This window comes from Acidovorax sp. GW823-FHT01C06, from assembly GCF_058798375.1.
Genome location: NZ_JBXAKN010000009.1, coordinates 47,169 through 71,002, shown reverse-complemented (window position 1 = coordinate 71,002; position 23,834 = coordinate 47,169). Strand labels below are relative to the sequence as shown.

General features: G+C 68.6%; 23 protein-coding genes and 1 riboswitch. Of the genes, 17 read left to right on the top strand and 6 right to left on the bottom strand.

Translation table 11 applies throughout. The features are described from left to right. Positions 1-257: 257 nt before the first annotated feature. The 7 genes from rpmH (at position 258) to AC1RCS_RS18060 (ending at position 6,160) form a co-directional block, all read left to right on the top strand. Positions 258-392 (top strand): 50S ribosomal protein L34, encoded by a 135-nt coding sequence (rpmH, locus tag AC1RCS_RS18090; protein ID WP_005798102.1) that lies wholly within the window; start codon positions 258-260, stop codon positions 390-392. A 73-nt stretch (positions 393-465) separates the two neighbouring features. Continuing rightward, on the top strand, positions 466-978 hold the full coding sequence (locus tag AC1RCS_RS18085; RefSeq protein ID WP_369640908.1) for a ribonuclease P protein component: 513 nt from the start codon (positions 466-468) through the stop codon (positions 976-978). Then, positions 978-1,271, top strand: a complete 294-nt coding sequence (gene yidD, locus AC1RCS_RS18080; protein WP_218296334.1) for a membrane protein insertion efficiency factor YidD — start codon at positions 978-980, stop codon at positions 1,269-1,271. The genes AC1RCS_RS18085 and yidD overlap by 1 nt, the downstream gene beginning before the upstream one ends. Then, complete coding sequence (yidC, locus tag AC1RCS_RS18075; RefSeq protein ID WP_218296333.1) at positions 1,268-2,974, top strand: membrane protein insertase YidC; 1,707 nt, start codon at positions 1,268-1,270, stop codon at positions 2,972-2,974. The genes yidD and yidC overlap by 4 nt, the downstream gene beginning before the upstream one ends. A gap of 95 nt (positions 2,975-3,069) precedes the next feature. Further along, positions 3,070-4,500 carry a tRNA uridine-5-carboxymethylaminomethyl(34) synthesis GTPase MnmE gene (mnmE, locus tag AC1RCS_RS18070; protein WP_492246548.1) on the top strand — a complete coding sequence of 477 codons (1,431 nt, stop codon included), beginning with the start codon at positions 3,070-3,072 and terminating at the stop codon, positions 4,498-4,500. Positions 4,501-4,622: 122 nt separating this feature from the next. Continuing rightward, the gene (locus AC1RCS_RS18065; RefSeq protein WP_218296331.1) at positions 4,623-5,114 is read left to right on the top strand and encodes a Crp/Fnr family transcriptional regulator; all 492 of its coding nucleotides are present in this window, start codon (positions 4,623-4,625) and stop codon (positions 5,112-5,114) included. 110 nt (positions 5,115-5,224) lie between these two features. Continuing rightward, positions 5,225-6,160, top strand: coding sequence for a hypothetical protein (locus AC1RCS_RS18060; RefSeq protein ID WP_492254234.1), 936 nt, complete (start codon positions 5,225-5,227; stop codon positions 6,158-6,160). Positions 6,161-6,269: 109 nt separating this feature from the next. Here AC1RCS_RS18060 and AC1RCS_RS18055 read toward each other — a convergent pair whose 3' ends face one another. Next, positions 6,270-6,824 carry an adenine phosphoribosyltransferase gene (locus AC1RCS_RS18055; RefSeq protein ID WP_218297014.1) on the bottom strand — a complete coding sequence of 185 codons (555 nt, stop codon included), beginning with the start codon at positions 6,822-6,824 and terminating at the stop codon, positions 6,270-6,272. A 176-nt stretch (positions 6,825-7,000) separates the two neighbouring features. On the opposite strand from AC1RCS_RS18055, the gene AC1RCS_RS18050 reads away from it, so the two are divergent. Continuing rightward, positions 7,001-10,054 (top strand): bifunctional diguanylate cyclase/phosphodiesterase, encoded by a 3,054-nt coding sequence (locus AC1RCS_RS18050; protein WP_492246447.1) that lies wholly within the window; start codon positions 7,001-7,003, stop codon positions 10,052-10,054. A gap of 216 nt (positions 10,055-10,270) precedes the next feature. Here AC1RCS_RS18050 and AC1RCS_RS18045 read toward each other — a convergent pair whose 3' ends face one another. After that, the gene (locus AC1RCS_RS18045) at positions 10,271-12,256 is read right to left on the bottom strand and encodes a monovalent cation:proton antiporter family protein (protein WP_218297016.1); all 1,986 of its coding nucleotides are present in this window, start codon (positions 12,254-12,256) and stop codon (positions 10,271-10,273) included. Between the two features lie 124 nt (positions 12,257-12,380). Between AC1RCS_RS18045 and AC1RCS_RS18040 the strand changes: the two genes are divergently transcribed. The 4 genes from AC1RCS_RS18040 (at position 12,381) to AC1RCS_RS18025 (ending at position 15,480) form a co-directional block, all read left to right on the top strand. Next, a complete protein-coding gene (locus AC1RCS_RS18040; protein ID WP_218297017.1) occupies positions 12,381-13,382 on the top strand; it encodes a KpsF/GutQ family sugar-phosphate isomerase in 1,002 nt (333 codons plus the stop codon). After that, positions 13,382-13,969, top strand: a complete 588-nt coding sequence (locus tag AC1RCS_RS18035; protein ID WP_255590959.1) for a KdsC family phosphatase — start codon at positions 13,382-13,384, stop codon at positions 13,967-13,969. Before AC1RCS_RS18040 ends, AC1RCS_RS18035 begins: the two co-directional genes overlap by 1 nt. 64 nt (positions 13,970-14,033) lie before the next feature. Further along, a complete protein-coding gene (gene lptC, locus AC1RCS_RS18030; protein WP_218297018.1) occupies positions 14,034-14,660 on the top strand; it encodes an LPS export ABC transporter periplasmic protein LptC in 627 nt (208 codons plus the stop codon). 37 nt (positions 14,661-14,697) lie between these two features. Continuing rightward, a complete protein-coding gene (locus tag AC1RCS_RS18025) occupies positions 14,698-15,480 on the top strand; it encodes an SDR family oxidoreductase (protein ID WP_218339359.1) in 783 nt (260 codons plus the stop codon). A gap of 91 nt (positions 15,481-15,571) precedes the next feature. Here the strand turns inward: AC1RCS_RS18025 and rbp (AC1RCS_RS18020) are convergent, their stop codons facing one another. Then, positions 15,572-16,105, bottom strand: a complete 534-nt coding sequence (gene rbp, locus AC1RCS_RS18020) for an RNA-binding regulator (protein ID WP_492246446.1) — start codon at positions 16,103-16,105, stop codon at positions 15,572-15,574. Between the two features lie 272 nt (positions 16,106-16,377). Then, the gene (rbp, locus tag AC1RCS_RS18015) at positions 16,378-16,770 is read right to left on the bottom strand and encodes an RNA-binding regulator (RefSeq protein WP_218297021.1); all 393 of its coding nucleotides are present in this window, start codon (positions 16,768-16,770) and stop codon (positions 16,378-16,380) included. A 296-nt stretch (positions 16,771-17,066) separates the two neighbouring features. Further along, a riboswitch (yybP-ykoY riboswitch) is annotated at positions 17,067-17,240 on the top strand. A gap of 23 nt (positions 17,241-17,263) precedes the next feature. Here rbp (AC1RCS_RS18015) and AC1RCS_RS18010 point away from each other — a divergent pair. The 4 genes from AC1RCS_RS18010 to AC1RCS_RS17995 all read left to right on the top strand — a co-directional run bounded on the left by AC1RCS_RS18010 (position 17,264) and on the right by AC1RCS_RS17995 (position 21,006). Then, entirely contained in the window at positions 17,264-17,830 is a 567-nt protein-coding gene (locus AC1RCS_RS18010) for a TMEM165/GDT1 family protein (RefSeq protein ID WP_218297022.1), read from the top strand. Between the two features lie 250 nt (positions 17,831-18,080). After that, entirely contained in the window at positions 18,081-19,211 is a 1,131-nt protein-coding gene (gene metX, locus AC1RCS_RS18005; protein ID WP_492246445.1) for a homoserine O-succinyltransferase MetX, read from the top strand. Then, positions 19,208-19,792 carry a methionine biosynthesis protein MetW gene (gene metW / locus AC1RCS_RS18000; RefSeq protein ID WP_492246444.1) on the top strand — a complete coding sequence of 195 codons (585 nt, stop codon included), beginning with the start codon at positions 19,208-19,210 and terminating at the stop codon, positions 19,790-19,792. Before metX ends, metW begins: the two co-directional genes overlap by 4 nt. Before the next feature lie 83 nt (positions 19,793-19,875). After that, positions 19,876-21,006 carry a glycerophosphodiester phosphodiesterase gene (locus tag AC1RCS_RS17995; RefSeq protein ID WP_492246443.1) on the top strand — a complete coding sequence of 377 codons (1,131 nt, stop codon included), beginning with the start codon at positions 19,876-19,878 and terminating at the stop codon, positions 21,004-21,006. A gap of 52 nt (positions 21,007-21,058) precedes the next feature. On the opposite strand, the gene AC1RCS_RS17990 is transcribed toward AC1RCS_RS17995, so the two are convergent. After that, a complete protein-coding gene (locus AC1RCS_RS17990; RefSeq protein WP_492246442.1) occupies positions 21,059-22,393 on the bottom strand; it encodes an aminotransferase-like domain-containing protein in 1,335 nt (444 codons plus the stop codon). A 117-nt stretch (positions 22,394-22,510) separates the two neighbouring features. On the opposite strand from AC1RCS_RS17990, the gene AC1RCS_RS17985 reads away from it, so the two are divergent. Beyond that, entirely contained in the window at positions 22,511-23,110 is a 600-nt protein-coding gene (locus tag AC1RCS_RS17985; protein ID WP_492246441.1) for a DJ-1/PfpI family protein, read from the top strand. 15 nt (positions 23,111-23,125) lie between these two features. Here AC1RCS_RS17985 and AC1RCS_RS17980 read toward each other — a convergent pair whose 3' ends face one another. Beyond that, entirely contained in the window at positions 23,126-23,761 is a 636-nt protein-coding gene (locus tag AC1RCS_RS17980) for an NAD(P)H-dependent oxidoreductase (protein WP_492246440.1), read from the bottom strand. Positions 23,762-23,834: the final 73 nt, after the last annotated feature.

Below are 23,834 nucleotides of genomic sequence, written 5' to 3'. Positions count from 1 at the left end.
GCACAGGCCGGCCGCCGCGCGCGGGGCTGTTGCGGGGCCTGCTGGAAAGGCCCGCCAGCCAAAAGGCATTGCCAGCAGCGGCCAAGCCTGCGATAATTTTCGGTTTCCCTGAATGTGTTCAGGGTGATTTGACCCGGCGCGCCGTTATTTCTGCCCCCGTGGGTCTGCCTCCAGAGTGCTGTTTCATATGGCGCGGGTTGCAGGCCGCAGGGGGTTCAAGAGCAGCAGTCCGGAACTGAACCTCAAGGAATAGCATCATGAAACGTACTTACCAGCCCTCCAAGACCCGCCGCGCGCGCACCCACGGTTTCCTCGTCCGCATGAAGACCCGCGGCGGCCGTGCCGTTATCAACGCACGCCGCGCCAAGGGCCGCAAGCGCCTGGCCGTCTAAGGCCGCTACGGTCTACGGCCTGCTCCCCGCCTGTTCCCGGCTTGTACCGCCAGGTTCCAAACGGGGCGCTTGCATGCACAGGCTGAAAACCCGTCCGCAGTTCCAGGCCGCGATGGCGGGGGGCACTGTCTCCCGCACGGCGCATTTTGCGCTGCACCGCCTGGTGCTGGACGCCGCTGGCAGCAACCCTGCCAGCGGGGCCGCCAGTGCTGCCGCACCCACAGGGCCCGGTTCCTTGCCGCCAACGCAAGGGCCGCAGGCCCTGTTTGCCGTGCAGGGCGTCTGGCTGGGTGCCATGGTGCCCAAGCGCTGGGCGCGCCGCGCCGTGACGCGCAATACCATCAAGCGACAGATCTACACGGTGGGCGCCACGTTCGAGGCGCGGCTTCCGCAGGCGGCCCATGTGGTGCGTCTGCGCACCGCGTTTGACCGCAAGCAGTTCGTGAGCGCCACGTCCGACCAGCTCAAGCAGGCGGTGCGTGCAGAGTTGCTGCAGCTGTTTGGCCATGCCGCCCGGCGGTCGGGCGGTGCTGCGGCGGCCTCGGCCCCCGCTTCGCCCGTGGTGGCAGAGGTGGTTGCGCCATGATGATGCAGCGCCTGCTGATGGGCGTGGTCAAGGGCTATCGGCTGTTCCTCAGCCCCTGGCTGGGGTCTGCCTGCCGCTTCGAGCCCACCTGTTCGGCCTATTCGCTGCAGGCGCTGGAACGGCACGGCGCCGCGGCAGGCAGCTATCTCACGGTGCGCAGGCTGGTACGCTGCCACCCCTGGTGTGACGGGGGCCATGACCCGGTCCCGCAACAATTGCCGCGCAGCATGCGGCTGTTCTCGCGGCTTTCTGATTCCAACACCCAACCATCCTCACCAAAGAAGTCTTCATGAACGACATTCGCCGCACCATCCTGTGGGTGATTTTTGGCTTTTCCATGGTTCTGCTGTGGGACAAGTGGCAGCTGCACAACGGCAACAAGGCCACCTTTTTCCCCTCCACGCCGACGGTGACGGCGCCTGCCGCCCAGGGCGCCGCGTCCAGCGCCACCGGCGCGGCCAGCGTCCCCGCCTCCAGCGCGCCGGTGGCGGCTGCGGCGCAGGGTGCCTCGGCGGTGCCTGGCCAGCTGGCGCCCGCGGCTGCTCCGGCCGCGCGCGAACGCGTGGAGGTCAAGACCGACCTGTACCGGCTGACGTTTGACAGCGAGGGCGGATCGCTCACGCATGCCGAGCTGCTGCAGCACGCGGACATGGCGGACAAGACCCGCAATTTCCTGTTGCTGGACGAGAGCGCGCAGCGTGTCTACGTGGCGCAGACGGGCCTGATCGGCGGCACCTTCCCCACCCACAAGACCGCGATGACCGTGGTGCCCGGCCCCCGCGAGCTCAAGGACGGCGAAGACGAAATCAGCATCCGCTTCGAATCGCCCGTGCAAGGTGGCGTGAAGCTGGCCAAGACCTGGACCATCAAGCGCGGCGCCTACGACATTGCCGTCAAGCACGAGGTCGTGAACACCGGCAGCGCCGCCGTGTCGCCCCAGCTGTACCTGCAACTGGTGCGCGACGGCAACAAGCCGCCCGGAGAGTCTTCGTTCTACTCCACCTTCACCGGCCCCGCGGTCTTCACCGAGGCCAAGAAGTACCAGAAGATCGAGTTCAAGGACATCGAGAACGGCAAGGTCGACATCCCCAAGGATGCGCCCAACGGCTACGTCGCCATGGTGCAGCATTACTTCGCCACGGCCTGGCTGCTGGCCGACGGCGTGCAGCGCGAGCCCTTCACCCGCAAGGTGGACACCAACCTGTACTCCGTGGGCATGCTCACCTCGCTGGGCGCCATCGAGCCGGGCGCGAGCAAGACCGTGGACGCGCGCCTGTTCGCCGGCCCGCAGGTGGAGACCATGATGGAAAAGCTCTACCCCGGGCTGGAGCTGGTCAAGGACTACGGCTGGCTCACCATCCTGTCCAAGCCGCTGTACTGGCTGCTCGACCAGCTGCACAAGCTCCTGAACAACTGGGGCTGGTCCATCGTGGCCCTGGTGCTGCTGCTCAAGATCGCGTTCTACTGGCTCAACGCCAAGGCCTACGCCAGCATGGCCAAGATGAAGGCCATCAACCCCAAGATCATGGAGATGCGCGAGCGCCTGAAGGACAAGCCGCAGCAGATGCAGCAGGAGATGATGCGCATCTACCGCGAGGAAAAGGTCAACCCCATGGGCGGCTGCTTCCCCATCATGATCCAGATCCCCGTGTTCATCGCGCTGTACTGGGTGCTGCTGTCCAGCGTGGAAATGCGCAACGCGCCCTGGATCGGCTGGATCCGCGACCTGTCCACGCCCGACCCGTTCTTCATCCTGCCCCTGCTGATGACGGCCAGCTCGCTGCTGCAGACGGCCCTGAACCCCGCGCCACCCGACCCGATGCAGGCCAAGATGATGTGGTTCATGCCGCTGATCTTCAGCGTGATGTTCTTCTTCTTCCCGGCCGGCCTGGTGCTGTACTGGCTGACCAACAACATCTTGTCGATTGCGCAGCAGTGGCTCATCAACACCCGCATGGGCGTGCCACCGCAGTTCAACCTTCCCAGTTTCAAGTGATGCCACAGCGGCAACGCTGACATCCATGAACTGACCCCCCGAAAGGCCGCGCAAGCGGCCTTTTTCTTGTCCATCAACCTTGTACAGTCGCCACCATGCTTGCCCGCCACCATGACCCCATCGTCGCCATCGCCACCGCTCCGGGGCGCGGGGCCGTCGGCATCGTGCGGGTGTCGGGCCGCGCCATCGGCGCGCTGGTGCAGGCGCTGTGCGGCCGGGCGTTGAAAGCCCGCGAGGCCACCTACCTGCCCTTCCGGGATGTGCAGGGGCAGGCCATCGACCAGGGGCTGGCGCTGTATTTCCCTGGCCCGCACAGCTACACCGGCGAAGACGTGCTGGAACTGCAGGCCCACGGCGGCCCCGTGGTGCTGCAACTGCTGCTGGCGCGCTGCCTGGAGGCGGGGGCGGCCACCGACCCGGCCACGGGCCAGCCCTGCCTGCCCGGCCTGCGCGTGGCGCAGCCGGGCGAGTTCACCGAACGCGCGTTCCTGAACGACAAGATCGACCTCGCCCAGGCCGAGGCGATCGCCGACCTGATCGACGCCAGCACCGAGGCCGCCGCGCGCAGCGCCAGCCGCTCGCTCACGGGCGCGTTCTCGGCCGAGATCCACGCCTTGCGCGATGCGCTCATCCACCTGCGCATGCTGGTGGAGGCCACGCTCGATTTTCCTGAAGAAGAAATCGACTTCCTGCGCAAGGCGGATGCGCACGGGCAGCTATCGAAATTGCAGCAAACGCTGGCCTCCGTGATGCAGCGCGCGCGCCAGGGCGCGCTGCTGCGCGAGGGCATCAAGGTCGTCATCGCGGGCCAGCCCAACGCGGGCAAGAGCTCGCTGCTCAACGCGCTGGCCGGGGCCGAGCTGGCGATCGTCACGCCCATTGCGGGCACCACGCGCGACAAGGTGCAGCAGACCATCCAGATCGAAGGCGTGCCGCTGCACATCATCGACACCGCGGGCCTGCGGGACAGCAGCGACGAGGTGGAGCGCATCGGCATCGCGCGCGCCTGGGACGAGATCGCGGGGGCCGACGCGGTGCTGTTCCTGCACGACCTGGAGCGCGCGGATGCTATTGATTACATAGCTGCCGACGCAGGTATAGAAAACGCACTGACCCAGAAACTGCCTGGAAGCATCCCCGTCATCGATGTCTGGAACAAGCTGGACCGGGCTCCCCGGGGCGTGCCCGGGGCTCCTGCGGGAGCGGGCGCCCGGCCGGGGGTGCGCCTGTCGGCCCGCACGGGCGAGGGGCTCGACAGCCTGCGGCGCCTGCTGCTGGAGGTGGCGGGGTGGCAGTCCGCACCGGAGGGCATCTACATCGCCCGGGCCCGGCATGTGCAGGCGCTGCAGGCCGTGGGGGCCCATCTGCAGGAGGCGGCCGACCAGCTGCAGGCGCAGGGCCCGGCGCTGGACCTGCTGGCCGAGGAGCTGCGCCTGGCCCAGAACGCCCTGAGCGCCATCACGGGCGAATTCAGTTCGGACGACCTGCTGGGCGTCATCTTTTCCAGCTTCTGCATCGGCAAATGAAGGGCGCGAGGCGGCCGGCGGCATCCGGCCAAGGAGCCCACGCCGCCGCTTGTCGCGAATGTTGTAAACGGACGTTAACAACGCTTGTGTCCCATCTGTAACAAGGGTACTTTCGGCGCACCATGAATGTTCCCACGCCGGTTGTTTCCAAGGTGGACCTGCAAGGTCTGATCGATGCCATTGCACAGGCCAGTGCAGACGACAGCATGACCAACCCGCTGACGCCCGCGCAGTGGGATGTGCTGTCGTCGTACCTCCTGCCCGTGGTCATGCCCGCCGGGCAGGTGCTGTTCACCCAGGGCGCCACGGACCGCACCCTGTACCTGGTGGAAAGCGGCAGCCTGAGCGTGCACTACCAGGACGAGAAGGAACGTTTGCGCCTGGCCATCGTGGGCGCGGGCTCGGTGGTCGGCGAAGGCGCGTTCTTTTCGCACCGCGCCCGCAGCGCCACCGTGCAGGCCAGCGCGCCCTGCAAGCTGTGGAGCCTGCCGGCGATCCGTTTCACCGAATTGTCGATCCGCCAGCCCGCCATCGCGCTCGGCCTGGTGATGGCCGCGGGGGCCGTGCTGGCCAAGCGGTTGGGCAACCGCCGCCGCCGCGTTGCGGCCACCTGACAGACCCCCCGGACTGTCAGCTCCTGCGGGCTTTCGTGGGGCGCGAACGGGTGTACAGCAAGTTACACTCGATTTGGATTTTTCTGGCGCCGTCCCGTAGAAAGCAAGCCATGTCCCTGTTCAGTTGGTTTAGCCGCAAACCCGCCCCCCCCAAGCCCCGGTCCATGGCCGAACCGTCGGGCTTGCTGAATGCCGATGCCACGGTGCCACTCTCGCCAGGCCGACAGGGCAAGCCCCTGGTGGAGCCGCTACCGCCCGAACACGCCGCCAACCGCAAGAACGAGCGCATGGAGCGCCGCGAGCTGCTCTACACCGTGGTGCGCGATGCGATGGTGCGTGCCGGCGTGCTGTCGGCCAGCTACAAGTTCAAGGTGCTCTCGCTGGACCAGCGCGGCCGCCAGTTCCTGGTGATGATGGACCTGGCCCGCGAATACGGCGGCGAGACCGTGCGCCTGTCCGAGATCGAGGCGCTGATCGCACAGACCGCCAAGACCCGCTACGACATCCTGGTGACGGCCGTCTACTGGCGCATCAACGACCATGTGGCGGTGGGGATTCCCCAGAAGGGCGTGGCGCCCCAGGGCGCGTCCCTGCAGGCGGCGCCCCCCCTGGCCCGGCGGCCGTTGCCGGCTGCGGCGGCACCCGCCCCCGTGGGGGCTGCGCCGGTGCGCCCGGCGGCGCCTGTCGTGCCTCCGGCTGGCGCCGCCGCGGCCCCGGCGGCCGCAGCACTGCGCCCTGCGGCGGCGGCTCCGCTGGTGCCGCCACCGGTCGTTGCGGCGGCCGCGCCGGCCGCGGCGCCCCGCCCCGCCCCGCGCTACGAGCCCATCGAGGCGGACGAAGTGGCGGCGTTCAAACGCGCCCTGGCCACGGCGGCCGGGGCTTCCGCCGTGGCCGTGCCCGCCGCGGCCGCCAAGCCCGGCGTGCCGGTGCGCTCGGGGCCACTGCTGCCCCCTGCCCAGCCCACGGGCTTTGAAGACACGGAAATGCCGGGTGCCGACAGCCCCGCACCCGACCTGAGCAGCACCCAGTACGGCGAGCTGAACTGAACACCCCCGGGGCGGGACCCGAAGGTCCTGCATTCCCCCGGGTCGTCGAAAGGGGGGGGCCGAAGGTGGTGCCGTGGCGCAGGGCGGCGCGGGCGTTGCCGCCTCCGCCTCAATGGCCCTCGAAGTCCACCAGCGTGTACAGCGGCAGCCCGGACTCGCGCAGGCGCCGTGAACCGCCCAGTTCCGGCAGGTCCACGATGGCGGCGCCCTCGGTCACCGTGGCGCCCAGCTTCTCCAGCAGTTTTCTGCCCGCCATCATCGTGCCGCCCGTGGCGATGAGGTCATCGATGAGCAGCACGCGGTCCCCGGCCTTCACGGCGTCGGTGTGCAGCTCCACGGTGGCGCTGCCGTATTCGAGCTCGTAGGTTTCCTCGACCGTGGTGAAGGGCAGCTTGCCCTTCTTGCGGATGGGCACGAAGCCCACGTTCAGTTCATAGGCCACCACGGCGCCCAGGATGAATCCGCGCGCATCCAGCCCGGCGACCACATCCGGGCGCAGCGCCTTGTCCATGTAGCGGTGCACGAAGGCATCGATCAGCACCCGGAACACCTTGGGGTCCTGCAGCAGCGGGGTGATGTCCCGGAACTGCACACCGGGCGCCGGCCAGTCGGGCACGGTGCGGATGTGTTGGCGGAGGTATTCGTTGACGCTGAGTGGCTGCATGGCTGCGGGGGGAAATGAAGGATTGCGCGGGGCGCCCGAAGGCGAAAGGCGTGGCAAGTGTATCCAGCAGGGTTGATCGGGACCGCGCCCTGCGCCGCGAACCCTCATAATGTTTCAGCGCTGTTACATCCGCTGTACCGCCACGCTGGAACACCCCTTCACACCGCAGATCGGCCATGCCCATCTCCATCCTGCTGATCGAAAGCGATCACCACCATGCACAGGCGGTGGTCGACGCGCTCGCGGACCCGTGGTCCGGCTGGCGGGTGGACGTGGCCGCGTCGCTGGCGGATGCGCGGGAACATCTGGGGCACAGCAGGCCGGACATCGTATTGGCGGCGCAGCGCACGGTCGATGGCTCGGCCTTCGACCTGCTGCGGCTGCTCGACGGCGTGCCGGCCATGATCGTCGTGCGCATGGGGGCGGAAACCCATGCGGCCCAGGCCATGCGCCATGGCTTCGACGACTTCGCGGTGCAGGACCCCGCGCTGGACTATCTGCTGACGCTGCCCGCGCAGATCGACTCGGTGCTCGAGCGCAATTCCAGCGCCCGCGCGCGGCTGGCGGCCGAGGCCATGCTGGCCCGCCAGCACCGCTTGCTGCAGGCCATCTCCCTCGCCCAGGCGATGTTCATCGCCAGTTCGGGACCCCGGGCCGCCTTCGAGGCGCTGCTCAAGGAGCTGATGTCGCTCACGCAGAGCGCCTTCGGCCTCGTGGGCCAGGTGCAGCGCGCCGAGGATGGGCACCCCTACCTGCGCGTGCACGCCATGACCGACATCAGCTGGGACGAGGCCTCCAGGGCCCGCTATGCCCAGCATTCCGAGGAAGGCATGGTGTTCGACAACCTGCACTCCCTGGTCGGGGCGGCGCTGGTGTCCGGCGAGCCGGTGCTCTCCAACGACGCCAGCCACGACACGCGCGGCGTGGGCACGCCCCGGGGCCACCCGCCGCTGCGCACCTACCTGGGGCTTCCCATCCACGCGGCGGGGGAACTGGTGGCCATGGTCGGCCTGGCAAACCGGCCCGAGGGCTATTCGGCGTCGGACGTGCAGTTCCTCCAGCCCCTGCTGAACACGGTGGGCCAGCTGGAGATGGCCCGCCGCGCCGAGCTGGCGCGCAGCGCGGTCGAGGCGGAGCTCGAACGCACCAGCGCCCTCCTGGCCGACAAGACACGAGCCCTGGAAGGCACGCTCGCCAGCGTGTCGCAGGGCATCACCAACGTGGATGCCGAAGGGCGGATCCGCGTCTACAACCGGCGCTATCTGGAGCTGCTGGATCTGCCGGAAGCACTGCTGGCCACGCAGCCCAAGGTCGAGGAAGTGGTGCGTTTCCAGACCGAGCGGGGGGATTTCGGCGCGGAATTCCAGCTCATAGAGCCCGCGGCGCGCAACTACGTGGCGTCCGAGTATTCCTCCCACGGTGGCCGGCTCACCATGCCCGACGCCTACGTGCGGCGCACCCGCGGCGGCCGCTACATCGAGGTGCGCACGCGCGCCCTGGAGCAGGGCGGCCGCGTGCGCACGTTCACGGACGTCACCGACTACCTGAGCACCCTGGAAGCCCTGCGCCTGAGCGAGTCCCGCTGGCGCAGCCTCACGCACCTGTCCTCCGACTGGTACTGGGAGCAGGACGCGCAGTTCCGCTTCGTGCGGCTGGACGGCAACCCTTACCACGAGGCCGGCGTGCCCAACGAGATGCACTACGGCCTCACGCGCTGGGAGCTGCCCAACACCTTCGTGGGCGATGGCCAGTGGCGCGAGCACCGCAGGCAGCTGGAGGCGCACGAGGTCTTTCACGACTTCGAGATGCAGCGCCTGACCGAAGACGGAAAACCCGTCTGGGTATCGATCAGCGGCGAGCCCATCTTCGATGAAGAGGGCCAGTTCACGGGCTACCGCGGCGTGGCCCGCGACATCACCGAGCGCAAGCTGGCCGAGGCGGAGATCCAGCGCCTGGCGTTCTACGACGAGCTCACGGGCCTGCCCAACCGGCGGCTGCTGATGGACCGGCTGGAGCGCGCGGTGAACATGTGCGCCCGCGAGGGCAGCCATGGGGCCTTGCTGTTCCTGGATCTGGACAACTTCAAGGGCGTCAACGACACCATGGGCCACGAGTGGGGCGACCGGCTGCTGGTGCAGGTGGGCGGCCGCGTCAGCGCCAGCGTGCGGGCCACGGACACCGTGGCGCGCCTGGGGGGCGACGAGTTCGTGGTGGTGGTCCAGGGCCTGGATGCCGAGACGCAGGCGGCCGCGGCCGAAGCGGAAGCCGTGGCCCAGAAGGTGCTGGCCGCGCTGAACCAGCCCTATGTGGTGCACGGCAGCGAAGTGCACAGCACGCCCAGCATTGGCATTGCCCTGTTCCGCGATGTGCAGCTGCCCGTGCAGGAGCTGCTCAAGCGCGCCGATCTGGCCATGTACCAGGCCAAGGCGCAGGGCCGCAACACGCTGTGCTTCTTTGATCCGGCCATGCAGGCGGCGGCCTCCGCGCGGTCGGCGCTGGAGGGCGATCTGCGGCAGGGGCTCGCGCGCAACGAGTTCCTGCTGCACTACCAGCCGGTGGTGGACGAGACGGGCCGGGTGCTGGGCGCCGAGGCGCTGGTGCGCTGGAACCATCCGCTGCGCGGCATGGTGCCGCCCGGGGACTTCATCCCCCTGGCGGAGCAGACCGGCCTCATCCTGCCCCTGGGGCGCCAGGTGCTGGCCATGGCGTGCCGCCAGCTGGCGCGGTGGACCGCGGCGTCCGGGACCGCGGGCTGGAGCGTGGCCGTGAATGTGAGCGCGCAGGAGTTCCGGCAGCCCGACTTCGCGGAGGAAGTCCTCAGCGTGCTGCGCGACTGCGGGGCCGACCCCGCGCGCCTCAAGCTGGAGCTCACGGAAAGCCTGCTGCTGCAGGACGTGGAGGAGAGCATCTACAAGATGCAGGCGCTGCGCACCCAGGGCGTGGGGTTCTCGCTGGACGATTTCGGCACGGGCTACTCGTCGCTCTCCTACCTCAAGCGCCTGCCGCTGGACCAGCTCAAGATCGACCAGAGCTTTGTGCGCGACGTGCTCACCGACCCCAACGATGCCACCATCGCCTGCACCATCATCGCGCTGGCCCACAGCCTCGGGCTGGACGTGGTGGCCGAAGGGGTGGAGACCGAGGGGCAGCGCGACTTCCTGCTGCGCAACGGCTGTAAGCGCTTCCAGGGCTACCTGTTCGGGAGGCCCGGGCCCGCCGAGCTTTTGTAGTTTGCTATTAAATATATAGCTATTGGCGCTTGATGGATAAGCGCCAGAGCCATATTTAATTCAAATTTTGGCGTCAGCCTCAGCCACTGGCACGCATCGCGCGAGAGATGCCAGGCAAGGGCCGCCCCGCAGCGAGGGCATCGTCCCCCTTCCCGGAGCGCGTAGCGCGTAGAGAGAAGGGGGAAGGCACGCAGTGCCTCAGGGGGATGTACCCTGCTACCCGCGCAGCAGCTTGTCCTCGGCCAGCATCAGCGCCGCCGGGTGACCCGAGAGCACCAGCGTGTCGCCCGCCGCCAGCAGCGCATCGTCCACCGCCGAGCTCATGTGGCCGCTGCCGCGGCGCAGGTTCACCACCCGCACCCCCATGGCCGACAGCGCGAGCTGGCCCAGGCTCTTGCCCAGCGCGGTGGAGCCGGGGGGCAGGTTCACGGTGGACAGGCGTTCCTGGTCGCGCTCATTGACGGTGTCGTCGTCCGCGCCGTGGAAGTAGCCGCGCAGCAGGTTGTAGCGCGCGTCGCGCTGGTCCTGCACCAGGCGCAGCACGCGGCGCATGGGCACGCCCACCAGCGCCAGCGCATGGCTGGCCAGCATCAGCGAGCCCTCGATGGCCTCGGGCACCACCTCGGTGGCGCCGGCGGCCTGCAGCTTGTCCAGGTAGAGATCGTCCTGCGTGCGCACCACCACCGGCACCTGCGGCGCGTGGGAGCGCGCGTTGGCCAGCACCTTCAGCGCGGCGGGCACGTCGATGTAGGTGATGGCCACGGCACTCGCGCGCACCAGGCCCGCGGCCATCAGCGCCTGCAGGCGGGTGGCGTCGCCGTACACCACCGAATCACCGGCGGCGGCGGCTTGCCGCACGCGGTCCGGGTCCAGGTCGAGCGCCATGTAGGGGATGCCCTCATGCTCCAGCATGCGCGCCAGGTTCTGTCCGCAGCGGCCGTAGCCGCAAATGATCACGTGCTTGCTGCTGTTGATGGACTTGCGCGCGATGGACGTCATCTGCAGCGACTGCTGCAGCCAGTCGCTGGCCACCAGCTTCATCACGATGCGGTTGCTGTACATGATGAGGAACGGCGTGGCCAGCATCGACAGCACCATGGCCGCCAGGATGGGGTTCATCAGCGCCGGCTGCACCAGCCCGTTGGCCTGCGTGAGCGACAGCAGCACGAAGCCGAATTCGCCCGCCTGGGCCAGGTACAGCCCGGTGCGCAGGGCCACGCCGGTCGTGGCGCCCATGCCCCGCGCGAGCACCAGGATGATCACCAGCTTGAGGAGCAGGGGCACCGTGAGCAGCGCCAGCACCAGGGCCCAGCGGTCCACCAGGATGTGCCAGTCCAGCATCATGCCGATGGTGATGAAGAACAGGCCGAGCAGCACGTCGTGGAAAGGCCGGATGTCCGTGCCCACCTGGTGGCGGTACTCGGTTTCCGACACCAGCACGCCCGCGATGAAGGCCCCGAGGGCCAGGCTCAGCCCCGCCAGCTCCGTGAGCCAGGCCAGGCCCAGGGTGATCAGCAGCAGGTTGAGCATGAACAGCTCGTCGCTCTTGCGCCGCGCCACCAGGGTCAGCCACCAGCGCATCAGCCGCTGCCCGCCCGTGAGCAGGATGCCCACCAGCACCGTGGCCTTGACCAGGGCCCACGCCAGCGCGGTCAGGAGCTGGTCCGGGGACGAGCTCAGCGCGGGAATCAGCACCAGCAGCGGCACCACGGCCAGGTCCTGGAAGAGCAGGATGCCCATCACCCTGCGGCCGTGCTCGCTTTCCAGCTCCGCCCGTTCGGCCATGAGCTTGACCACGATGGCCGTGCTGCTCATGGCCATCACGCCCGAGAGCGCCAGCGCGGTCTGCCAGCCCATCTCCCAGACGCCGCCCGCCACGCGCGCCAGCAGCAGCGCCGCGCCCGACACCACGGCCATCGTCAGCACCACCTGCATCAGGCCCAGGCCGAACACCTGGCGGCGCATGGCGCGCAGCTTGGGCAGGCTGAACTCCAGCCCGATGGCGAACATCAGGAACACCACGCCGAATTCGCCCAGGTGGCGCACCCCTTCCGAGTTCTGCGCCAGCGCCAGCGCATGCGGCCCGATCAGCACGCCCGCCGCCAGGTAGCCCAGCATGGGGGGCAGCTTGAGGCTGCGGCAGGCCACCACGCCCAGCACCGCGGCCAGCAGGTAGAGCAAGGTGAGGGCGAGAGAGGACATGGTTCGATGCTATCCGAGGCCAGCAGCCTGTTCACGATCTTCTTGTCCGAAGCACGGGGCGTGCCAGAGGGGGACAATAAATCCAGGGCCCGCCCAGGGCCTGCCCGGTCGATAGAATCCCGGGATGACTCCCGCACCTGCCGCACTGCCCCCCTTTGATGCTGATCAGGCCCTGCGTCTGGCACGTGAGACTTTTGACATCGAGGCTGCGGCCGTCCTGGGGCTGAAGACCCGTGTTGGCGCGTCGTTCACGCAGGCCGTGCAGGCGATCCTCACTGTGCGCGGGCGGGTGGTGGTGATGGGCATCGGCAAGAGTGGGCATGTCGGGCGCAAGATTGCCGCCACGCTCGCCTCCACCGGGACACCCGCCATGTTCGTGCACCCGGCCGAAGCCAGTCACGGCGACCTTGGCATGATCAAGTCCATCGACATCGTGCTGGCGCTCTCCAATAGCGGGGAGGTGGATGAAGTCACCACCCTGCTGCCCGTGATCAAACGCCTGGGAGCCATGTTGATTGCGATGACAGGGCGGCCACAATCCACCCTGGCCAAACATGCGGACATCGTGCTCGACAGCGGCGTGGAACGAGAAGCCTGCCCGTTGCAGCTCGCCCCCACCGCCAGCACCACCGCCCAGCTGGCCATGGGCGACGCCCTGGCCGTGGCGCTGCTCGATGCCCGGGGCTTCCGCCCCGAAGACTTTGCCCGTTCGCACCCTGGCGGTGCGCTGGGGCGCAAGCTGCTCACCCATGTGAGCGACGTCATGCGGACAGGGGCGGAAATCCCGAAAGTGGCGCCCGGCGCCGCCTTCAGCGACCTCATGCGCGAGATGAGCGCCAAGGGGCTGGGCGCCTCGGCCATCGTGGACGCGGCCGGGCAGGTGCTGGGCATCTTCACCGACGGCGACCTGCGCCGCCGCATCGAGGCGGGGGCCGATCTGCGCACCGCCACGGCCGAGCAGGTGATGCACCCCAGCCCGCGCCGCATCGCGCCGGATGCGCTGGCGGTGGATGCCGCGGAAATGATGGAGGCCCATGCCATCACCAGCGTGCTGGTGGTGGATGCCGCGGGCGTGCTCACCGGGGTCGTGCACATCGGCGACCTCATGCGCGCCAAGGTGATCTGATGGTGGCGGGCCCCTCTTCCTCCTCCTCCTTCCTGCCCGATGCCGCGCCCGCGCTGCAGATCGATCCCGAGCTGCTGCTGCGGGCCCAGGGCGTGCGCGTCGCCTTCTTCGATGTCGACGGCGTGCTGACCGACGGCGGCCTGTACATCAGCGAATCGGGCGAGACCCTCAAGCGCTTCAACACCCTGGATGGGCACGGGCTCAAGCTGCTGCAAAAGGCGGGCATCACCCCCGTGGTGATCACGGGGCGCGACTCCCTGCCCCTGCGCGTGCGCCTGAAGGCCCTGGGCGTGGAACACGCCGTCTTCGGCACCGAGGACAAACGCCCGGCCGCCGAACAGATCCTGGCCACCCTGGGGCTGGGCTGGTCCGACGCCGCCGCGATGGGGGACGACTGGCCCGACCTGCCCGTCATGCGCCGCAGCGCCTTTGCGTGCGCGCCGGCCAATGCCCAGGCCGAAGTGCGCCAGGCGGCCCATTTCGTGACCCAGGCCCGGGGAGGCGACGGCGCCGCGCGGGAGCTGTGCGACCTGCTGCTGGTGGCCACGGGCCGCTACGCCGCGCTGCTGGCGGAATACACCGCATGACCCGGCCCGCCCCGCACCCATGGACCACGGGCCAGGCTGGCGCGCCCGGCCCGGAGGCGGCCCCATGACGCGCAACGTGATCCGCCAGGGCTGGGACCAGTTCTCGCTGTACCTGCCCGTCGTGCTCATGGGCCTGCTGGCGCTGGGCACCTGGTGGCTGGTGCGCAACGCGCCCATGCCCCTGCTGCCCGCCGCCGAACGCCAGCAGGGGCACCAGCCAGACTACTTCATGAAATCCTTCTCGGTGAAGAGCTTTGATGCCGCGGGGCGGCTGCAGAGCGAAGTGCAGGGCGCGGAGGCGCGGCACTACCCCGACACCGACACGCTGGAGATCGACAAGGCGCGCATGCGCTCGGTCACGCCCGCCGGGCGCCTCACCGTGGCCACGGCGGACCGCGCCCTGACCAACGCCGATGGTTCGGAGGTCCAGCTGTTCGGCAACGCCATCGTCACGCGCGAGCCCCTGGCCGCCAGGCCGGGGACGCCGGCGCAGCCGCGGCTCGAGTTCCGCAGCGAATTCCTGCACGCCTATACCAGCACGGAGCGTGTGCGTTCGGACAAGCCCGTCACCCTCACGCGCGGCAACGATCGCTTCACCGCCGACGGCATGGACTACGACAACCTCGACCAGGTGCTGCAACTGCGCGGGCGCGTGCGCGGCGTGCTCCAGCCCGGCACGGCCAAGCCCTAGCCGCCGAGCCCACCCCTGTCCCTGCCCGGAGCCCCCCATGACCACTCCCCTTGTCTTCATCACCGGAGCGTCCAGCGGCATCGGGCAGGCGCTGGCCCTGCGTTTCCATCGCTCGGGCTACCGCCTGGCGCTGGCGGCGCGCCGGACATCCGAGGTGAAAACATGGGCTGACGCACAAGGGATAAGCGCGGATAGCTACGAAATTTATAGCGCAGACGTGGCGGTCACCGACAGCATCGTTGCGGCGGGCCGCGACTGTGTCGCGCGCCAGGGAGTACCGGACGTGGTCATCGCCAATGCCGGCATCAGCGTGGGCATGGACACGGCCGTGCGTGATGACCTCGAAGTGATGGCGCGCACCTTTGCCACCAACAACATCGGCGTGGCGGCCACGTTCCACCCCTTTGTCGATGCCATGGCGCAGCGGGGCAGCGGCACGCTGGTGGGCATCGGCAGCGTGGCGGGCATCCGGGGCCTGCCCGGCCACGGCGCCTACTGCGCCAGCAAGGCCGCCGTCATCAGCTATTGCGAAAGCCTGCGCGGGGAAATGCGCCCGCACGGCGTGCGCGTGGTCACCATTTCGCCGGGCTACATCGACACGCCGCTCACGCGCCAGAACCGCTACAGCATGCCGTTTCTGATGCAGGCCGGTGATTTCGCGGACCATGCCTACCGGGCCATCACCCAGGGCGTGAGCTACCGGGTCATCCCGTGGCAGATGGGGGTGGTCGCCAAGGTGCTGCGGCTCCTGCCGAACGCGCTTTTCGACAAGCTGCTGTCAGGCCGCCCCCGCAAGCGGCGCCAGGACGAGCAGACATAGCGCGCCGACCCCGCCCCGGGGCGCCGCCCATGAAAAAAGCCCCCGAAGGGGCTTTGGCCTTGCCAGGAAAACTCCACGGCAGGGTGCTTCTTCAGTAGCTGCTGCCGCCGCCACCGCCATAGCCGCCACCGCCGCCGTTGCGGCCACCACCGCCACCGCCGCCGTTGCGGGAACCGGAGCCGTAGGGGCTGCGGAATCCACCTTCGCTGCGGCCGCCACCGCTGTAACCACCGCCGCCACCACCCTCGCGGCCGCCGCCATAGCCACCACCGCCTTCACGGCCACCGCCGTAGCCGCCACCACCACCGCTGCGGCCACCACCGCCGCCGTAGCCGCCGCCACCGCCGCCAAATCCACCGCTGCGGGGTGGGCGGGGCTCCATGGGGCGTGCTTCATTCACGACGATGCTGCGGCCGCCCAGGGGCTGGCCATTCATGCCGTTGATCGCGGCCTGGGCTTCTGCGTCGCTGCCCATTTCCACGAAGCCAAAGCCCTTGGATCGACCCGTGTCGCGCTCCATCATGACCTTGGCGCTGGTCACTGCGCCGAATTGGCCGAAGGCCTGTTCCAGATCGCTGTCGCGCACCGAGTACGGCAGGTTGCCGACGTACAGTTTGTTGCCCATCGAGGGACTCCTCAAAAACACATGGATAAAGCGATGGAGTCCCGAAAACGCAGCCAGCTAATCTCAATGACGCTCTCAGCGCGAAACTGACGGATCACCGCAAACTTGGAAACGGGTTGCACCCGCCAACCCATTATGCGCCACACTTTTGCCGAAAAAGCAAGCGGTGATGCCGACTGTGGTGGCGATACCGCGCGGCCATGAAAAAAGGAGCCCTGGGGCTCCTTTGTCTTGCCTTCGGCAGGCCGCGAGGTCTGCCGATGAGGTCTTTTTTAGTAGCTGCTACGGCCACCGCCGTAACCACCACCACCGCCGCCGCCGCTACGGCCACCGCCATAACCGCCGCCACCACCACCGCCGTAGCCGCCGCCACCACCGTTGCCGCCGCCGAAGCCGCCGCTACGGGGAGCACGGGGCTCCATGGGGCGGGCTTCATTGACCACGAGGTCACGGCCGCCGAAGTTTTGGCCATGCACGCCTTGGATGGCGGCTTGGGCTTCTGCATCGCTGCCCATTTCGACAAAGCCGAAACCCTTGGAGCGGCCGGTGTCGCGCTCCATCATGACCTTGGCGCTGCCAACCGAGCCGTACTGGCTGAAGGTCTGCTGCAGATCTTCGTCGCGGAAAGAGTAGGGCAGGTTGCCCACGTAAAGTTTGTTGCCCATGAAGGACTCCTGAAAAAACATGAAAACGCGATGGAGCCCGACGCAATCAACAAACCTGTGACGACTTCAAAGACGCGAAACTGACCATTCACCGCTAAGCTAACTGCTCTCCTGCAAGCAGAAAAGCGAACCCATTATTAATCACTTTATGTGGCGCGTGGGGTTTTATTTCTGGGGAAAGCCGCCCGTCGTGCACAAATCAGGGGTTTTCACGCGTGCGCGGAAGGGTTTTCCCGAGGAAAAAAGACAGGCGGTCACGGCCGGGGCACCCCCGCCAGGCTGGCGCAGGGTAAAATACGCGGGTCTTTGGGGAGTAGCCCGCCCGGTGCGCAATGCGCCGGGGGCATGCGTCAACAAACTTGGGTCCGGTGGACCTATGGCGTATGCGGTTTTCTAGCTGGGCGAGACCATTGACTGCATGCCGATCCAAATGGCCGGAGTCGGGGTGCAGTCAATGCGTTTCGAACAACATCCGGCCGGACAGGACCCCCACATGGAACCGTTTTTCATCTCCACCGCCATCGTCGCGCTCGCCGAAATGGGCGACAAGACGCAGCTTCTGGCGCTCGTGCTCGCCGCACGCTTTCGCAAACCCTGGCCCATCGTCCTCGGTATCCTGGTGGCCACGCTGGTCAACCATGGCCTGGCCGGCGCAGTGGGCTCGTGGGTGACGACGTTCGTGGGGCCGCAGATCCTGCGCTGGATCCTGGGGGCATCGTTCATCGCGATGGCCATCTGGATGCTGATCCCCGACAAGCTTGACGAAGGCGAGGCCGACGGCTCGCCGCGCTGGGGGGTGTTCGGCACCACGCTGATCGCGTTCTTCCTGGCCGAGATGGGCGACAAGACGCAGATCGCCACCGTCATGCTGGCCGCGCAGTACAACGCCTACCTGTGGGTGGTGGCAGGCACCACGCTGGGCATGATGATCGCCAACGCGCCCGTGGTGTGGCTGGGCGAGCGCATCACCCGCCGGGTGCCGATCCGCGCGGTGCACATCGTGTCTGCCGTGATCTTCCTGGTGCTGGGGCTGCTGGCCATCTTCACGCCGGTCGGCTGAGGGAGGCTGCGAAAAGCAGGAGCCATCCGCAGGCGCTTTTGGTATATTTGCCAGACGCGCCGATTTGCCACAGCTTGCGGGCGCTTTATAAATCCTGCTAAAGACTCGTCCGACCTATGTACCCGGCCTCGTTTTTAGCGACGCCGGGTTTTTTTGTCCTGGGGCGGCGCTCCAGGCCAGGGCGGCTTCCTTGTTTGTGGAGCAGCGGCGCGCGCAAGCGGTGGAACATGAGGGCTCACCAGTTCCAACTATGTCGTTCATCGCAACACCTCAGACCATGCACTTTGCGGAGGTGCTGCCGCTGCAAAGCGGTGCGTCCATCCGCGACTACCACCTGGCCTACGAGACCTACGGCAGGCTCAACGCCGACCGCTCCAATGCCGTGCTCGTGTGCCACGCGCTCAACGCCTCGCACCACGTGGCCGGCGTCTACGCGGGGCAGGACAAGAGCGAAGGCTGGTGGGACAACATGATCGGCCCGGGCAAGCCGGTGGACACCGACCGCTTCTTCGTCATCGGCGTGAACAACCTGGGCTCGTGCTTCGGCTCCACCGGCCCCATGCACAACCACCCCGACACGGGCGAGGTCTACGGCGCGGATTTCCCGGTGGTCACGGTGGAGGACTGGGTCAACGCCCAGGCCCGCCTGCTCGACCGCCTGGGCATCCAGCAGCTCGCCGCCGTGCTGGGCGGCAGCCTGGGCGGCATGCAGGCGCTCTCCTGGACACTGCAGTACCCCGAGCGCATGCGCCACGCGGTGGTGGTGGCCAGCGCGCCCAACCTCACGGCCGAGAACATCGCCTTCAACGAGGTGGCCCGCCGCGCCATCGTGACCGACCCGGACTTCCACGGCGGCCACTTCTACCGGCACGGCGTGATCCCCAAGCGTGGCCTGCGCATCGCCCGCATGATCGGCCACATCACGTACCTGAGCGACGACGTGATGAACGAGAAGTTCGGGCGGCAGCTGCGCGAGGGCCTGGAACTCAAGTACAGCACGCAGGACATCGAATTCCAGATCGAGAGCTACCTGCGCTACCAGGGCGACAAGTTCAGCGACTACTTCGATGCCAACACCTACCTGCTGATCACGCGCGCGCTGGACTACTTCGACCCCGCGCGCACCCAGGGCGGCAACCTCACGCGGGCGCTGGCGCGGGCCACGGCGCGGTTCCTGCTGGTGAGCTTCACCACCGACTGGCGCTTTTCACCTAAGCGCAGCCGCGAGATCGTCAAGGCGCTGCTCGACAACCGCCGCAGCGTGAGCTACGCCGAGATCGACGCGCCCCACGGGCATGATGCATTTTTGCTCGATGACGCCCGCTACATGGGCGTGATGCGCTCTTACTTCGATAGCATTGCAAAGGAGCTGCAGCCATGACCGAAAAAGCGGCGATGCAAGCCCTGGCACGCCTGGTGCCCCCCGGCTCGCGCGTGCTCGACCTGGGCTGCGGCAACGGTGCCATGCTCGACTACCTGCAGCGCGAGCGCGGCTGCAGCGGCTACGGCGTGGAGATCGACGACGCCAACGTGCTCGCCTGCGTGCAGCGCGGCGTCGATGTGATCCAGCTCAACCTCGACGAGGGCCTGGCCATGTTCGGCGACAACTCGTTCGACGTGGTGCTGCAGATCGACACGCTGCAGCACCTGCGCAATGCAGAAACCATGCTGCGCGAGACCGCGCGCGTGGGCCGCACGGGCGTGGTGGCCTTCCCCAACTTCGCGCACTGGCCCAACCGCCTGTCCATCCTGCGCGGTCGCATGCCCGTCACGCGGCGCCTGCCCTACCAGTGGTACGACACGCCCAACATCCGCGTGGGCACCTACAAGGACTTCGAGGTGCTGGCCACCAAGAACAGCCTGCGCATCCTGGATGCCTTCGGCCTGCAGGATGGGCAGGAGGTGCGCTGGCTGCCGAATGCGCGCGCGGGCACGGCGGTCTTCCACTTCGAACACGCGTAGCGCTTGTGCGTGTGTGCGCCCCGGCGACACGCCGCTGTCAAGCGCATCGGCTAAGGTGCGGGCTCTGTTTGTAGGAGACCCGCATGAAACGCATTGCACTGCGCGCCACGACTGCTGCCGCGTTGCTCGCCACCTGGGCGCTGGGCGCCATGGCCCAGGCCTGGCCGCCCACTCCCACTGTGATCGCCCACCGGGGCGCCTCGGCGCTGCGGCCCGAGCACACGCTGGCGGCGTACCAGCAGGCCATTGACGATGGCGCCGACATCATCGAGCCCGACCTGGTCATCACCAGGGACGGCGTGCTGGTGGCCCGGCACGAGAACGCCATTGCCATCCTGGGCGCCGATGGCTCGGTGAAGGAAGCCACCACCGACGTGGTGGACCGCCCCGAGTTCGCGGGCCGCAGAACCACCAAGACCATCGACGGCCAGTCCATCACCGGCTGGTTCACCGAGGACTTCACGCTGGCCGAGCTGAAAACCCTGCGCGCCCGCGAGCGCATCCCCGCGCAACGCCCCGCCAACGTGGCCTACAACGGCCAGTTCGAGGTGCCCACGCTGCAGGAGGTGATCGACCTGGCCAAGGCGGCGACGGCCAAAACCGGCCGCGTGGTCGGCATCTACCCCGAGACCAAGCACCCCACCTATTTCCAGTCCATCGGCCAGCCGCTGGAGACGCCGCTGCTCGCCGTGCTGGAGAAGAACGGCTGGAACCACAAGGACGCCCCCGTGTTCGTGCAGTCGTTCGAGGTGGCCAACCTGCAGGCGATCCGCAGGCTCAGCAGCGTGCGCCTGGTGCAGCTGGTGGCTCCCTCGGGCCGGCCGTATGACTTTGTGGCCCAGGGCGCGGCCAATGCGCGCGGTTATGCCGACCTGATCACGCCCGAAGGCCTGAAGCAGGTGGCCACGTATGCCAATGCCATCGGCCCTTTCAAGACCCTGGTCGTGCCGGTGAAGGACGGCCTGCCCGGCGAACCCACGCCGCTGGTCGCGCGTGCCCGCGCCGAAGGCCTGGCCGTGCACATCTGGACGCTGCGGCCCGAGAACGCCTTCCTGCCCGCCGGCCTGAAGAAGGCTCCGGCGGCGGATGGCACGGCGCGCGGCGACAGCGCGGCCGAGATCACGGCGTATCTGCGCGCGGGCATCGACGGCTTCTTTACCGATGACCCCGCCGTGGGCCGCGCCGCGGTGCGGGCGTTCACCGGCAAGCAGTGAAGCCGGGCGGCTGCCCCGGAAGGCGCGGCGTGTCGCGGCGCGGCCATGCCGCTCAGGAAGAGTCGCTTTCCACGACCGCCTTCACGGCGGCCAGGGCCCGTGGCAGGTCCTCGCAGGGGATGGAGCCCAGCGCCAGGCGCAGCGCATGCGGCACGTGTGCCGTGGTGGCAAACCCTTCGGCGGTGGACACCGCAACGCCGCGCCGCGCGAGCGCCCCGGCCACGCGGTCCGCACGCTGGTCGTCGCCCAGCGGCAGCCAGGCAAAGTACGAATGCGGGTGCCGCACCAGCGGCAGCCCGGCCAGGGCCTCGCTGGCGATGGCCTGGCGGCGGGCCGCGTCGGTGCGCTTTTCGGCCTCCAGGCGCGCCACGGTGCCGTCCTCGATCCAGCCGCAGGCGATGGCAGTGATCACGCCCGCCGTGTTCCAGGAGGTGGCACGCACGGCGCGCTCGATGGGGGCGATCAGCGCCGGCGCGGCCGCGACAAAACCAAAGCGCAGGCCCGTGGCCACGTTCTTCGACAGGCTCGACAGGTAGACCGTGCGCTCGGGCGCCAGCGCGGCCACGGGCGGCGGCGTGTCGGCCGCCAGGTAGGCGTAGGGGGCGTCCTCCAGCACCAGCAGATCGTGGGCGCGCGCCAACGCCACCAGGCGCTTGCGGGCCCCCGCATCCATCACGCAGCCCAGCGGGTTGTGCAGCGTGGGCATGGTGTAGATGGCGCGCACGGGCCGGGCCTGGCACAGGCGCTGCAGGGCGTCCAGGTCCGTGCCGCCCGGCCCGACGGGCACGGGCGCCAGGTCCAGCCGCATGCGCTCGGCCAGCACGCGAAAACCGGGGTAGGTGAGGGCATCCACCGCCACCACGTCGCCGGGGCTGAGCAGCCCCAGCGCCGCCACCGCCATGCCGTGCTGCGCGCCGTTGACGATGAGCACCTGCTCGCCGGTCACCCACAGCTGGCGGGTGGCCAGGTGCCGGGCGACGATGGCGCGCTCGTGCGGCCGCCCGCCGTAGGGGTGGTAGTGCAGCAGGGATTCCAGGTCGCCCGATGCCGCCAGCCTGCGCAGCGCGTCGCGCAGCAGGTCCGCCTGCCCCGGCACGCCGGGGCTGTTGAACGACAAGTCCGCCGAGCCGGGTGCGGGCGTGGCCAGGTCGGCGCCCAGGCCGCGCGGGCAGGAGCCATCGCGCACGAAGGTGCCGCGCCCGGTTTCGCCCACCACCAGGCCAATGGCCTCCAGCTCGGCGTACACGCGGCTGGCGGTGGCCAGCGCCAGGCCGTGGCGCTGCGCCAGGGCGCGGTGCGTGGGCAGGCGGGTGCCGGGCCGCAGCCGGCCCGCGCGGATGTCGGTGGCCAGCGCATCCACCACCTGCTTGTACCGGACCTGGCCCATGGCGCCTCCGCAGTGTATTCATGACAATTTTTTGATTGTATTGAACACCGCCGATACCATGGGTTCCACTGTTCATCCACCGCCGGCGGGGGCCGTTTTCCCGCCAGGAGAAGCGCCATGCGCATTGCCATACTGACGTTCGAAGGTTTTAACGAGCTGGACTCGCTCATCGCCCTGGGTGTTCTCAACCGGGTGAAGAAGCCGGGCTGGCAGGTGTGCCTGGCCTGCCCCGCGCCCCGGGTGCGATCCATGAACGGCGTGGTGGTGGAAGCGCAGGCGCCGCTGTCCTGGGCCCGCACGGCCGTGCTGGTGGGCAGCGGCATGCAGACGCGCGAGGTGGTGAACGACGCATCCCTGATGGCGCAGATGGACTTCGATCCTGCCCGCCAGCTGCTGGGCGCCCAGTGTTCGGGCACGCTGGTGCTGGCCCGCCTGGGCCTGCTTGGCGGCGTGCCCGCCTGCACCGACCTGACCACGAGGCCCTGGGTGCAAGAGGCCGGGGTCACGGTGCTGAACCAGCCCCTGGTCGCGCACGGCAACATCGCCACGGCCGGCGGCTGCCTGGCCGCGCCGTACCTGGCCGCGTGGGTGATCGCCCGGCTGGAAGGCGTGGAGGCCGCGGAAAGCGCGCTTCACTACGTGGCCCCGGTTGGCGAGAAGGAGGCGTACGTGGCCCGCGCCATGGGCCAGCTTGAAAAGTACCTGGCCCCGGCCTGAACGGGCGCCGCGGCGTCAGGGCGATGCGGGGGCCTGCGGCGCGGGGCTGGCGCTCGCGGTACCGGGTTTCGCACCCCCGCGCCGCCCCAGGTCCCGCGCGTGCGCCACCCAGCCCGCCAGCCGCTCCTTGCTGGCGGTGCGCACCGGCCCGAAGCTGTGCACCCGCACGGGCCGGATGCCGCAATACTCCAGGATGGCCTTCTTCATCTGGTGATGCCCCGGCATGCGCGTGACCCAGCGGAAGTACCAGGGCGGTGAATCCATGGTCACCAGCAGTTCGCCCGAGCGCCCTGCCAGCAGCCTGTCCCACAGCGGCGAGCCGGCGCGGTACTTGAACGCGTAGCCGGGCAGGAAGGTGCGGTCGATGAAACCCTTGAGCAGCGCGGGCATCGCGCCCCACCAGATGGGGTAGACCCACACGAGGTGTCCGGCCCAGCGGATGTCGGCCTGTGCGGCGGCCAGATCGGGCTCCAGGGGCTGTGTGGCGCCGTAGCCCAGGAACAGCGGATCGAACGCCAGCTGCCCCACGTCCAGGAACCGCACCTCGGCGCCCGCGTCCAGCGCCCCTTCGGCATAGGCGCGGGCCATGCCCGCGCACAGGCTGGCGGGCGCCGGGTGGCCCAGGATGACCAGAATGCGTTGTTGTGCCACAGAACCTCCATCACACACGTTGTTGTCGATGGCGCCATGGTCACCTTGCCCCACGGGGCAGAGTCAAGCAGCT